12 protein-coding genes are annotated in these 12,224 nt (G+C 67.8%); all 12 read left to right on the plus strand.

From position 1 onward, the window contains the following. Window positions 1-1,041 (plus strand): 4-hydroxyphenylpyruvate dioxygenase, encoded by a 1,041-nt coding sequence (hppD, locus tag OIM94_RS04505; protein ID WP_264608906.1) that lies wholly within the window; start codon window positions 1-3, stop codon window positions 1,039-1,041. A gap of 263 nt (window positions 1,042-1,304) precedes the next feature. Continuing rightward, complete coding sequence (gene hmgA, locus OIM94_RS04510) at window positions 1,305-2,582, plus strand: homogentisate 1,2-dioxygenase (RefSeq protein ID WP_264608907.1); 1,278 nt, start codon at window positions 1,305-1,307, stop codon at window positions 2,580-2,582. A 212-nt stretch (window positions 2,583-2,794) separates the two neighbouring features. After that, window positions 2,795-3,163 carry a Rieske (2Fe-2S) protein gene (locus OIM94_RS04515; protein ID WP_264608908.1) on the plus strand — a complete coding sequence of 123 codons (369 nt, stop codon included), beginning with the start codon at window positions 2,795-2,797 and terminating at the stop codon, window positions 3,161-3,163. Next, window positions 3,160-4,314, plus strand: coding sequence for an isovaleryl-CoA dehydrogenase (locus OIM94_RS04520; RefSeq protein ID WP_264608909.1), 1,155 nt, complete (start codon window positions 3,160-3,162; stop codon window positions 4,312-4,314). The genes OIM94_RS04515 and OIM94_RS04520 overlap by 4 nt, the downstream gene beginning before the upstream one ends. Before the next feature lie 193 nt (window positions 4,315-4,507). After that, window positions 4,508-6,109 (plus strand): carboxyl transferase domain-containing protein, encoded by a 1,602-nt coding sequence (locus OIM94_RS04525; RefSeq protein ID WP_264608910.1) that lies wholly within the window; start codon window positions 4,508-4,510, stop codon window positions 6,107-6,109. A gap of 22 nt (window positions 6,110-6,131) precedes the next feature. After that, window positions 6,132-6,896, plus strand: a complete 765-nt coding sequence (locus OIM94_RS04530; RefSeq protein ID WP_264608911.1) for a hypothetical protein — start codon at window positions 6,132-6,134, stop codon at window positions 6,894-6,896. Between the two features lie 85 nt (window positions 6,897-6,981). Then, window positions 6,982-7,509 (plus strand): nuclear transport factor 2 family protein, encoded by a 528-nt coding sequence (locus OIM94_RS04535; protein WP_264608912.1) that lies wholly within the window; start codon window positions 6,982-6,984, stop codon window positions 7,507-7,509. Beyond that, window positions 7,506-7,820 carry a DUF3088 domain-containing protein gene (locus tag OIM94_RS04540; RefSeq protein ID WP_264608913.1) on the plus strand — a complete coding sequence of 105 codons (315 nt, stop codon included), beginning with the start codon at window positions 7,506-7,508 and terminating at the stop codon, window positions 7,818-7,820. Before OIM94_RS04535 ends, OIM94_RS04540 begins: the two co-directional genes overlap by 4 nt. Window positions 7,821-7,946: 126 nt before the next feature. Then, window positions 7,947-9,875, plus strand: coding sequence for an acetyl/propionyl/methylcrotonyl-CoA carboxylase subunit alpha (locus OIM94_RS04545; RefSeq protein WP_264608914.1), 1,929 nt, complete (start codon window positions 7,947-7,949; stop codon window positions 9,873-9,875). After that, a complete protein-coding gene (locus tag OIM94_RS04550; protein ID WP_264608915.1) occupies window positions 9,872-10,336 on the plus strand; it encodes a GNAT family N-acetyltransferase in 465 nt (154 codons plus the stop codon). The genes OIM94_RS04545 and OIM94_RS04550 overlap by 4 nt, the downstream gene beginning before the upstream one ends. Further along, on the plus strand, window positions 10,337-10,786 hold the full coding sequence (locus OIM94_RS04555; protein ID WP_264608916.1) for a MaoC family dehydratase: 450 nt from the start codon (window positions 10,337-10,339) through the stop codon (window positions 10,784-10,786). After that, window positions 10,747-12,021, plus strand: a complete 1,275-nt coding sequence (locus OIM94_RS04560) for a flavin monoamine oxidase family protein (protein WP_264608917.1) — start codon at window positions 10,747-10,749, stop codon at window positions 12,019-12,021. Before OIM94_RS04555 ends, OIM94_RS04560 begins: the two co-directional genes overlap by 40 nt. Window positions 12,022-12,224 lie beyond the last annotated feature (203 nt).

Below are 12,224 nucleotides of genomic sequence, written 5' to 3' on the forward strand. Positions count from 1 at the left end.
ATGACCGATACCGCCAATCCGCTCGGCCTCAACGGCTTCGAGTTCGTCGAGTTCACCTCGCCCGATCCGGACGCGATGGCGCGCCAGTTCGAGCAGCTGGGCTTCGTTGCCAGCCACCGCCATCCGCGCAAGAACATCACGCGCTACAAGCAGGGCCGCATCAACCTGATGCTCAACCGCGACGATGCCGGCCGCGTCGCCGCCTTTCGCGGCGAGCACGGTCCCTCGGCCAGCGCGATGGCGTTCCGCGTGGCGGACCCGAAAAAGGCGATGGAATGGGCACTCGCGCACGGCGCCAAGCCCACGGACGAGGACGACACCGTCATCCAAGGGATCGGCGGCTCCTATCTCTATTTCATCCAGGACGAGACCGACCTCTATGCCGACTGGGCCGAGTTCCCCGGCTGGCGCGAGGCCGAGGCCGCGAACAGCGTCGGGCTCGACCTGCTCGACCACCTCACCCACAATGTCCGCCGCGGCCAGATGCGGGTGTGGAGCGAATTCTACCGCACGCTCTTCGGCTTCGAGGAGCAGAAGTATTTCGACATCAAGGGCAAGGCGACCGGCCTGTTCAGCCAGGCGATGATCGCCCCCGACAAGGCGATCCGCATCCCGCTCAACGAAAGCCAGGACGACAACAGCCAGATCGAGGAATTCCTCCGCGAATATAATGGCGAAGGCATCCAGCATCTCGCGCTGACGACGGACGACATCTACGACACGGTCGAGCGCCTGCGCGCCCGCGGCGTGCGGCTGCAGGACACGATCGAGACCTATTACGAGCTGGTCGACAAGCGCGTCCCCGGGCATGGCGAGGATCTCGAGCGGCTGCGCAAGAACCGCATCCTGATCGACGGTTCGGTGGAGAACGAAGAGGGCATCCTGCTCCAAATCTTCACCGAGACGATGTTCGGCCCGATCTTCTTCGAGATCATCCAGCGCAAGGGCAATGAGGGCTTCGGCAACGGCAATTTCCAGGCGCTGTTCGAGAGCATCGAGCTCGACCAGATCCGCCGCGGCGTGATCAAGGTCGACGCCTGACAGGTTCGGAGAGGGAGAGAGCCGGGGGTGCCGCCGCAGGAACGATGGCATACCCCGGCCCCACCTATTTCCCCTGCGGGACCAGCCAGCCGCAGCGCCATACCCAGCGTCATCCCCGCGAAGGCGGGGATCCATTGGCGCTGAAGCTGCGGTTCCTGCCCCGAACGTCCTGGCAAATGGATTCCCGCCTCCGCGGGAACGACGAAAATGGGCCAAAGAGCCCCGACGCGGCGATAGCCTCCTGACGGAGGAGGAGGAGCAGGATGACCCAGTATTTCCCCGGCTTCGGCAACCATGTCTCCACCGAGGCCGTCGCGCACGCGCTGCCGATCGGCCGCAACAGCCCGCAGCGCCCGCCCTATGGCCTCTATGCCGAGCAGCTCTCCGGCACCGCCTTCACCGCGCCGCGTGCCGAGAACCACCGCGCCTGGCTGTACCGCCTGCGCCCCAGCGCCGAGCATCCGCCCTACCAGCCCTATGCGGGCGCGCCCTTGTTCTCGCCGCACACCCCGGTGAAGCCGCTCGCCCCCAATCGCCTGCGCTGGGATCCCGTCCCCGCTCCGCCCGCGCCGGTCGACTGGATCGACGGCATGGAGACGATGCTCGCCACGCGCGATCCTGCCGATCTCGAAGGCGTCGTCGTCCACCGCTATGCCGCCAATCGCGACATGGACAATCGCGCCTTCGTCAACGCCGACGGCGAGCTGCTGTTCATCCCCCAGGCCGGGGCGCTCACGCTGCTGACCGAGCTCGGCCGGATCGACATCGCCCCCGGCCATATCGCCGTGATCCCGCGCGGCGTCCGCTTCCGCGTGCTGCTGCCCGAGGGCAGCGCTGCCGGCTATGTCGCCGAGAATTTCGGCGCGCCGTTCCGCCTCCCCGATCTCGGGCCGATCGGCGCCAACGGCCTCGCCAACCCCCGCGACTTCGAGACGCCCGCCGCCTCGTTCGAGGATCGCGACGAAGCGTTCGAGCTTGTGCAAAAGTCGTTGGCAAGTCTGTGGATAACCACCCTGCCGCACAGCCCGCTGGACGTGGTGGCGTGGCACGGCAACCTCGCGCCCTATCGCTACGATCTCGCCCGGTTCAACACGATGAACACGGTGAGCTTCGACCATCCCGATCCCTCGATCTTCACCGTGCTGACCTCGCCCAGCACCGTGGCAGGCCGGGCCAATGCCGATTTCGTGATCTTCCCGCCACGCTGGATGGTGGCGGAGGACACGTTCCGCCCACCCTGGTTCCACCGCAACGTGATGAGCGAGGCGATGGGGCTGATCCACGGCGCCTATGACGCCAAGGCGGAGGGCTTTGCCCCCGGCGGCCTGTCGCTCCACAATCTGATGGCCGGCCATGGACCCGACGTCGCCAGCTGGCGCGGTGCCACGCAAGCCGAGCTCAAGCCGCACAAGATCGACGGGACCCTGGCGTTCATGGTCGAGACCTGCTGGCCCTACCGCCCGACCGAGCATGCGCTCGCCCACGCCCAGCCGGACTATGACGCGGTATGGGAAGGTTTCCCAAAGGCACAGCTGCCGTGAAGCGTTCCGATGCCGGATTGCCGCTGCATTGGCATCAAAGAATGGGCAACGCCTTCACAAAGCATCGTCATTCCCGCGAAGGCGGGAATCCATTGCCCCCGACGCTGGGGGAAAGAGCCGACAATGCAGCGCCAATGGATCCCCGCCTTCGCGGGGATGACGAACGGCGTATTTCGTGGGTTGCAAGGTTCCCCGTTCCGGGGAGGATCTAGTTGGACCGCCTCACCACCACCCCCGCCGGCGTGAAGCTCGGCCCGCTCGAGCTGATCCCCGACGGCACCGCCCGCAACTTCGTCCTGGAAATGCGCGCCGGCCGGTTCCACGGCTTCGTCGTCCGCCGCGGCGCCCGGGTCTATGGCTATGTCGATCGCTGTGCCCACATGCCCGTCCCGCTGACCCAGCAGCTCGACGCCTATCTCACCCCCGGTGCCACCCATATCCAGTGCAGCTGGCACGGCGCGCTCTACACCGTGGAGGAGGGCCGGTGCGTCGGCGGCCCTTGCGTCGGCGCGCGACTGCTTCCATGGCCCGTGACAACAATCGACGGCATGATCGTGACCGTTGGAGAGGAACAAGCATGACCCCGGACTTCGACTTCGCCCTCGGCGATTCCGCCGACATGATCCGCGACACCACCGCGCGCTTCGCCCGCGACAAGATCGCGCCATTGGCGGCGCGGATCGATGCCGAGGACTGGTTCCCGCGCGACGAACTCTGGGCCGCGATGGGCGAGCTGGGGCTGCACGGCATCACCGTGCCGGAAGCCGATGGCGGGCTCGGCCTCGGCTATCTCGAGCATGTCATCGCCTGCGAGGAAGTCGCGCGTGCCTCGGCCTCGATCGGGCTCAGCTACGGCGCGCATTCCAACCTCTGCGTCAACCAGATCGCCCGCTGGGGCAATGAAGCGCAGAAGGCCAAATATCTCCCCAAGCTGATCTCGGGCGAGCATGTCGGCAGCCTGGCGATGTCCGAGGCAGGCGCGGGCTCCGACGTCGTCTCGATGAAGCTCAAGGCCGAAAAGGTCCAGGGCGGCTATGTGCTCAACGGCACCAAGTTCTGGATCACCAACGCGGCCTATGCCGATACCCTCGTCGTCTACGCCAAGACCGGCGAAGGCTCGCGCGGCATCACGACGTTCCTGATCGAGAAGGACATGCCGGGCTTCGCGATCGGCCAGAAGATCGACAAGATGGGCATGCGCGGCTCGCCCACGGCGGAACTGGTGTTCACCGATTGCGAGGTGCCCGAGGAAAACGTGATGGGCCCGCTCAACGGCGGCGTCGGCGTGCTGATGAGCGGCCTCGACTATGAGCGCGCGGTGCTCGCCGGCATCCAGCTCGGCATCATGCAGGCCTGCCTCGATGTCGTCCTGCCCTATCTGCGCGAGCGCAAGCAGTTCGGCCAGGCGATCGGCAGCTTCCAGCTGATGCAGGCCAAGGTCGCCGACATGTATGTCGCGCTCAATTCCGCCCGCGCATACGTCTATGCCGTGGCGCGCAGCTGCGATGCGGGCAAGACGACGCGCTTCGATGCGGCGGGCGCGATCCTGCTCGCCAGCGAGAACGCCTTCCGCGTCGCGGGCGAGGCCGTGCAGGCGCTCGGCGGCGCCGGCTATACCAAGGACTGGCCGGTCGAACGCTTTCTGCGCGACGCCAAGCTGCTCGACATCGGCGCGGGGACCAACGAGATTCGCCGGATGCTGATCGGCCGCGAATTGCTGGGGGCGGCGTGATGGGCGACACCCAAATTCCTCCCCGGCACGGGGAGGGGGACCGCGCGCCGCAGGCGCGTGGTGGAGGGGCCGCGCCGCGAGGCGCGGAACTCGTTCGAAGCGCAGGATCCCGCCGCGTGCCGCGGCAGCCCCTCCACCATGTGCTGCGCACATGGTCCTCCTCCCCGTTCCGGGGAGGAATTGAGGTTACCGTATGACCGCCCCCATCCTCCCCACCGCCGTCAACCCCGACAGCGATCCGTTCCGCGCCCAGGCAGCGCACCACCGCGCGCTCGCCGCGAAGCTCCGCGCCGATGTCGCGCAGGCAGCCCTCGGCGGCAGCGAGTCCGCGCGTGCCAAGCATGTCGCGCGCGGCAAGCTGCTCCCCCGCGAGCGGGTCGAGCGGCTGCTCGATCCGGGCAGCCCGTTCCTCGAGATCGGCCAGCTCGCGGCGTTCGACCTCTATGACGGCGAAGTCCCCGGCGCGGGCGTGATCGCCGGCATCGGCCGCGTCTCCGGCCGCATGGTGATGATCGTCTGCAACGACGCCACCGTGAAGGGCGGCACCTATTACCCGATGACGGTGAAGAAGCATCTCCGCGCGCAGGAGATCGCCGAGGCCAACCGCCTGCCCTGCATTTACCTGGTCGACAGCGGCGGCGCCAACCTGCCGCACCAGGCCGAGGTGTTTCCGGACAAGGACCATTTCGGCCGGATCTTCTTCAACCAGGCGAACATGTCGGCCAAGGGCATCCCGCAGATCGCCTGCGTGATGGGCAGCTGCACTGCCGGCGGCGCCTATGTCCCCGCCATGTCCGACGAGAGCGTGATCGTCCGCAACCAGGGCACGATCTTCCTCGCCGGCCCGCCGCTGGTGAAGGCGGCGACCGGCGAAGAGATCAGCGCCGAAGATCTGGGCGGCGGCGACCTGCACAGCCGCCGCTCGGGCGTGGTCGATCATCTCGCCGAGAATGACGAGCATGCGCTGACCATCGTCCGCGACATCGTCAGCCATCTCCCCGCCGATCGCGTGCCCGATGTCGCGCTCAAGGAGCCGCGCCCGCCCAAATATGCCCCCGAGGATCTCTACGGCATCCTCCCCGCCGACGTCCGCGCGCCCTATGACGTGCACGAGGTGATCGCGCGGCTGGTCGACGGCTCGGAATTCCACGAATTCAAGGCGCTCTACGGCAGCTCGCTGGTGTGCGGTTTCGCGCATATCTGGGGCATGCCGGTCGCGATCCTCGCCAATAACGGCGTGCTGTTCTCCGAAAGCGCGCAGAAGGGCGCGCATTTCATCGAGCTCGCCTGCCAGCGGCGTATCCCCCTGCTCTTCCTCCAGAACATCTCGGGCTTCATGGTCGGCGGGAAATATGAGGCGGAAGGCATTGCGAAACATGGCGCAAAGCTGGTGACCGCAGTGGCGACCGCGAGCGTGCCCAAGCTCACCATCCTGATCGGCGGCAGCTTCGGCGCGGGCAATTACGGCATGTGCGGCCGCGCCTACTCCCCCCGCTTCCTGTTCAGCTGGCCCAATGCCCGCATCAGCGTGATGGGCGGCGAGCAGGCGGCGAGCGTGCTGGCGACGGTCCACCGCGATGCCGCAGGCTGGTCGCCCGAGGAAGCCGAGGCGTTCAAGGCGCCGATCCGCCAGAAATACGAGGACGAGGGCAATCCCTGGCACGCCACCGCGCGGCTGTGGGACGACGGCATCATCGATCCGGCGCAGACCCGCGACGTGCTCGGCCTCGCGCTGGCCGCGACGCTCAACGCGCCGATCCCGGAGCGGCCGCAGTTCGGCGTGTTCCGGATGTGAGGTTTCAACGTTGGGGGGAAGCATGGATCGAGACTATGGGAATGTGGTCAATCGCGCGTTGGACCTGGAGGCAGCGGAGGGCGGAAACCGGGTAGTTCGTCAGCAGCACTATGACGAAGCGATCGACGCGCTGGTACAGGGCGTGATTGCCGACTATCCCGGTCTGGCGAAGGCGCGGGCCATAATAACGGGTGAACTGGACGATATCGCAGGCCTTTCAGAGCCTGGCATTCAGCCGGTTCTGGACAAGGTGCGGTACGATCTGCTCGGCGCCGTCGAAGAGGCGCTTGGTCCTACCCGAGCGCAGACCGCGATGCGAACCCGTCTCATCGGACTTGGGGCAATCGCGGCCATATTGGCGCTTCTCGGGAGTGCCGTCGCCCTGCGCCAATATAATGCGATTGCGATCAGCGCTCCGCTCGATACGCGTCCCGGCATCGAGCAGCGCGCGGCGGCGCTTGCGAAGGTGATCCGCTATGACGACTGGGATCCGGGCACGGGGGGGCTGCGCCGCCTCGTCGTCAAGCTCGCGCTATGGCCGTTCGAGCCGACCGAGAACGAGATCCAGGGCGCGCGCGAATTTGCCGGCGCCGTCCTGAACGCAGCGACGGATCTGCAGGCGGCGGGGCAGGCCTGCAGGGTCCCGCCGCTAACCGGAACCGCAGATGAAGCGCAAATCGCGCTCCTCTCGAAAGTCGTTTCCAGCATTCGCGCCAAAAATACGAGCTGGAGCAATCCGCCAGCGGCAACGGTCTTGAACGCCATTCGTACGAATTTCCCATGCTGAGCCTGCCTGATTGGCCGGAACGCCGCCGGTTCCGGGCGCCGGCACGGTCAGCCGCTCCTTTCAATCCTCCATTCTGGGTTCCGCCATGCTCCTGACCCTCCTCACCCTCACCCTCGCCGCGCAGACCGCCGGCCTGCCGCCGCCCGCCGCCAACCCGCCGCGCAGCATGCCCTCGCCGAGCAAGCTGCCGCCGGCCAACCCGCTCGCCCCGCCCGACGGCAGCGACGAGCGTGCGGTGCTCGCGACGGTCGACCGGCTGCTCGCCGGCATCAACGCTCGGGACGCCGCCGCGATCGGTGCGACGCTCCGCGCGGAAGGCGGTGCAACCGTGGTCACCGAAGCGGGGAATGGCCCCGCCACCGTGCGCTACCTCGCCTGGCCCGAACTGCTCGCCCGCTTCCAGCCTGGGCCGGAGACGTTCGACGAGCGCATCTCCAGCCCGGCGGTGGAAATCGACGGCGATGTCGCGATGGTCTGGGCACCCTATGTCTTCCGGCTCAACGGCACGGTGCATCATTGCGGCACCAATCATGTCAGCCTGGTCCGCGAGGGCGGCGCCTGGAAGATCGCGAGCCTCAGCTGGAACCAGCGCACCACCGGGTGCCCGGCATGACCGCTCGCGACACGCTGTTCGTCCTCGACACCGACTGGGCGGACCCGGCCTATGGCGGCGCGCGGCGCTTCTACTGCAAGGACTGCGTCACCGTGGAGGGCCTGCTCGCCGCCTTCCCCGAGCGCGCGGCGCATATCGAGGTGATCCGCGTCCCCTGGCCCCGCCCCCGCGCGGCGGTGGTCGAGCGGCTCGGCGAGGAAAACCAGAACCTGCCCGCGCTCGCCTTTGCCGAGGGCGGGTTCGCGAACGACATTGAGGGCGTGCTGGCCGCGCTCCACACCCGCCACGGCTTTCCGGAACGCCACCCGTGACGGGCTGTCCTACACGCGCGAAATCTGCCTAGGCTCGGCCATGGCCAGCGAACCGCAACCCACCGTTATTATCTTCATCGACATGCGCGAACTTCGTGAGTTTTGCGCGGCTTGGGAGCGCCTATCATGCTGAAATCGCTGCTCATCGCCAATCGCGGCGAAATCGCCTGCCGCATCATCCGCACCGCCCGCGCGATGGGTTTGCGCACGATCGCGGTCTATTCGGACGCCGACTCGAGCGCGCTGCACGTCCGCCAGGCCGACGAAGCCGTGCATATCGGCCCCTCGCCGGCGCGCGAGAGCTATCTGGTCGGCGAAAAGATCATCGCCGCGGCCAGGGCGACGGGCGCCGAGGCGATTCATCCGGGCTATGGCTTCCTTTCCGAAAACGCCGACTTCGCCGAAGCGGTGCTCGCCGCCGGGCTGGTCTGGGTCGGCCCGAAGCCGGACAGCATCCGCGCGATGGGCCTCAAGGACGCCGCCAAGGCGCGGATGATCGCAGCCGGCGTACCGGTCACCCCCGGGTATCTCGGCGAGGACCAGTCGCCCGAGCGGCTTCAGGCCGAGGCAGACGCGATCGGCTATCCGGTGCTGATCAAGGCGGTCGCCGGCGGCGGCGGCAAGGGCATGCGGCGGGTGGAAGGTGCCGCCGACTTCGCCGACGCGCTCGCCAGCTGCAAGCGCGAGGCGGCCTCCTCCTTCGGCGACGACCGGGTGCTGCTGGAAAAGTACATCCTGTCCCCCCGGCACATCGAGGTCCAGGTGTTCGGCGACAGCCACGGCAATGTCGTCCACCTGTTCGAGCGCGACTGCTCGCTCCAGCGCCGCCACCAGAAGGTGATCGAGGAAGCCCCCGCCCCCGGCATGGACGCCGAGACGCGCGCGGCGATCTGCGCGGCCGCGGTGCGCGCGGCCAAGGCCGTCGATTATGTCGGCGCGGGCACGATCGAGTTCATCGCCGACGCCAGCGAGGGCCTGCGCGCCGACCGCATCTGGTTCATGGAAATGAACACCCGGCTGCAGGTCGAGCATCCGGTCACGGAGGAGATTACCGGGCAGGATCTGGTCGAATGGCAGCTTCGCGTTGCCAGCGGCAAGCCGCTGCCCAAGCGGCAGGAGGAGCTGTCGATCCACGGCTGGGCGATGGAAGCGCGGCTCTATGCGGAGGATCCCGCCAAGGGGTTCCTGCCGAGTGTGGGGAGGCTGGAGATTTTCCGCCCCTCGCCGGACGTCCGTTACGAGACCGGCGTGTACGAAGGCGCCGAGATCACTGGCTTCTACGATCCGATGATCGCCAAGATCGTGGTGCATGCCGAAAGCCGCCTCGAGGCGTGCGAGGCCCTTGCCCAGGCCTGCGCCGCAACGGACATCTTCCCGGTCAAGACCAACGCGCCCTTCCTCTGGCGGGCGCTGGATGACGAGGATTTCCGGGCCGCCCGCATCAACACCGGCTTCATCGCGGAGAAGGGCGACGTCCTGCTGCCCCCGGCAGAGCCGACCGACGACATGGTCAAGCAGGCGGCAGCCGCGATGATCGTCCAGGAATATCAGGGCGCGCCTACCATGCTGCACGGTGGGGACGACGACCTTCTGGGCGCACCGCAACCCCTTCCGTGGCGCGGCGCCCTCGGGTTCCGCCTGAATGCAGCGGCCAATCGGCGCGTTGCGGTGGCCGTGGACGGGAAGGTGCATGTCACCGAACTGCCTGCGAACTGGCGAAACGCCACGGTTATCGCCGAACCCGTCGCAGACGGCGTGGCGGTGAACGATGACGGCCTGTCGTTTCTCGCCGCGCTGCCACGCACCGGTCCCACGAGCGGCGTCGCCGCCGGGGACGGCGCCCTGCTCGCCCCCATGCCCGGCCGCATCACCGCCGTGGAGGTAGCCCCCGGCGCACAGGTCACCAAGGGCCAGCGGCTCGTCACGCTGGAGGCGATGAAGATGGAGCACGCCCTCACCGCCCCGTTCGACGGCATTGTTGCCGAGCTGCCGGTCACCGCCGGCGGCCAGGTGACCGAGGGCAGCCTCCTCGTCCGGGTGGAGAAGGCGGCATGATCTTCCGCGACGCCACCCTTGCCGACCTGCCTGCCATCGTCGCGATGCTCGACGACGACGAGCTCAGCCGCGGCCGAGAGGATGCGTCGCTGCCGCTGGATCCGCGCTACGAGATGGCCTTTGCCGATCTGGATTCCGATCCCAATCAGCGGCTCATTGTCGCAGAACGGGACGGCGCGGTGATCGGCACGATGCAGCTGAGCTTCCTTCCCGGCATCGCCTTTCGCGGCGCCTGGCGCGGCCAGATCGAAGCGGTACGCATCGCAGCGTCCGAGCGGGGTCAAGGACTTGGCCAGCAAATGATAGAATGGGCGGTAGCGCAGTGCCGCGCCCGGGGCTGCCGGATGGTACAGCTGACCTCGATGAGAGACCGCGTGGATGCGCATCGCTTCTACGAAAAGCTCGGCTGGACCAGGAGCCATTTCGGCTTCAAGCTGAAACTCGACGAGGATCAGGGGTAGATGGCACGCTTTTTCGACGAATGGCAGCTCGGCGACCGCATCGAGCATGCCCTGCGGCGCACGGTGACGGAGACCGACAACCTCCTGTTCACTGCCCTCACCCACAATACCCAGCCGCTCCACCTCGATGCCGAGGCCGCCCGCGCGTCCGAGTTCGGGCAGATCCTGGTCAACGGCACCTACACGTTCAGTCTGATGATCGGCATCACCGTGGCAGACACGACCGCCGGATCGCTGGTCGCCAATCTCGGCTATGACAAGCTGACCATGCCCAAGCCCGTCTTCCTCGGCGATACACTGCGGGCAAGCTCCGAAGTGGTCGAACTGCGCCCCAGCAGGTCGCGCCCCGGGCAGGGCATCGTCACGTGGCGGCACGACATGCACAACCAGCGCGACGACCTCGTCTGCACGTGCCTGCGCTCGGCGCTGCTGCGCAGCCGTTCGGCCTGATCGCGCGTTCGGTGCCCATGCAGGACCTCGACGTAATCGTGATCGGCGGCGGCGCGGCGGGCATCGGTGCGGCGCGGACGCTGTCCGATGCCGGCAGGCGGGTGCTGCTGGTCGAGGCCGACACCCGCCTGGGCGGGCGGGCACGGACCGAGCATGTCGACGGCATGGCACTCGATCTGGGGGCAGGCTGGCTGCATTCGGCCGAGCATAATCCCTGGGTGGAGATCGCCGCCCTGCACGGCTTCGCGCTGGATCGCACGCTCCCCCGCTGGCGCGAGCAATGGCGCGCGCTCGGCTTTTCCCGCGCCGAGCAGCGCGAGGCAGCAGACGCGTTCAAGGCGTTCGAGACGCGCCTGCGCGACGATCCGCCACCGGGCGACCGTGCCGGTGCAGCGCTGGTGCCCGGAAGCCCGTGGAGCGTATGGATCGACACGATCAGCGGCTTCGTCAATGGCACCGACACCGCCAAGCTCTCGATCGCCGACTATCTCGCCTATGAGGATGCGGCAACCGAGACGGACTGGCGTGTCCCCGCCGGCTATGGCGCGCTGGTCGCGGCACAGGCGAACGGCCTGCGCACCGCGCTCGCCACGCCGGTGACCGGGATCGATCGCGGGGGCACCCGGCTGAAGGTGGAAACGCCGCGGGGTACGCTGGAAGCGGGGGAGGTGATCGTCACCGTCTCCACCGACGTGCTGGCGCGCGGCACGATCGCGATCGGCGGGCATGATGCGGTGCTGCACGCCGCCGCGGCGCTGCCGCTCGGCATGGCCGACAAGCTGTTTCTCGGCATCGAGCATGGCGGCGAGGATCTCGAGGCCAACGCGCACCTGCTCGGCGACCCGCACAACGCGATCACCGCCACCTACACGCTGCGGCCCTTCGGGCGCCCGGTGATCGAGGCGATGTTCGGCGGCGAGGGCGCACGCGAGATGGCCGAGCGCGGGCTGCAGGGCGCCGCGGACTTCGCCATCGAGGAACTATGCGGGTTGCTGGGCGGGCAATGGCGCCGGCGGCTTCGCCTGCTCGCAGGCTCGGCCTGGAGCCGCGAGACGCATGTCCGCGGCGGCTACAGCCACGCCCTGCCCGGCCGCGCCGCCGCCCGCCAGGCACTGGCGACCCCGATCGACCCGCGCATCCGCTTCGCCGGCGAGGCCTGCTCGGCCAGCGAATTCTCGACGGTCCACGGCGCCTACAAGACCGGCGTGGCTGCGGCGCGCGCGCTGCTGGAGTAGGTTGTAGGTTGCGGGGGAGCAGGCTTTCAGCAGCGCCGAGCTATCTCAGCTTCGATCCAGTGAATGCGTTTGTCCCACAGCTTTGCCATTTTAGAGGACGGGGCAATACTTCGACGAGAGCGCGAGCGCTCAAGCTCCGTCTGAAGCTGTCCGAGACTGAACTGCTTCAGTTCGTCGTCACGGTGAGGAACCCCTGATCGCTT

This window comes from Sphingomonas sp. R1 (assembly GCF_025960285.1).
Lineage (GTDB): Bacteria > Pseudomonadota > Alphaproteobacteria > Sphingomonadales > Sphingomonadaceae > Sphingomonas.

Excerpts from the sequence above, each read along its gene's own strand:
- OIM94_RS04545 (WP_264608914.1), top strand. The coding sequence starts at position 7,947 with ATGCTGAAATCGCTGCTCATCGCCAATCGCGGCGAAATCGCCTGCCGC.
- OIM94_RS04535 (WP_264608912.1), top strand. The coding sequence starts at position 6,982 with ATGCTCCTGACCCTCCTCACCCTCACCCTCGCCGCGCAGACCGCCGGC.
- OIM94_RS04540 (WP_264608913.1), top strand. The coding sequence starts at position 7,506 with ATGACCGCTCGCGACACGCTGTTCGTCCTCGACACCGACTGGGCGGAC.
- hppD (WP_264608906.1), top strand. The coding sequence starts at position 1 with ATGACCGATACCGCCAATCCGCTCGGCCTCAACGGCTTCGAGTTCGTC.
- OIM94_RS04555 (WP_264608916.1), top strand. The coding sequence starts at position 10,337 with ATGGCACGCTTTTTCGACGAATGGCAGCTCGGCGACCGCATCGAGCAT.
- OIM94_RS04520 (WP_264608909.1), top strand. The coding sequence starts at position 3,160 with ATGACCCCGGACTTCGACTTCGCCCTCGGCGATTCCGCCGACATGATC.
- OIM94_RS04550 (WP_264608915.1), top strand. The coding sequence starts at position 9,872 with ATGATCTTCCGCGACGCCACCCTTGCCGACCTGCCTGCCATCGTCGCG.
- OIM94_RS04525 (WP_264608910.1), top strand. The coding sequence starts at position 4,508 with ATGACCGCCCCCATCCTCCCCACCGCCGTCAACCCCGACAGCGATCCG.
- OIM94_RS04530 (WP_264608911.1), top strand. The coding sequence starts at position 6,132 with ATGGATCGAGACTATGGGAATGTGGTCAATCGCGCGTTGGACCTGGAG.
- hmgA (WP_264608907.1), top strand. The coding sequence starts at position 1,305 with ATGACCCAGTATTTCCCCGGCTTCGGCAACCATGTCTCCACCGAGGCC.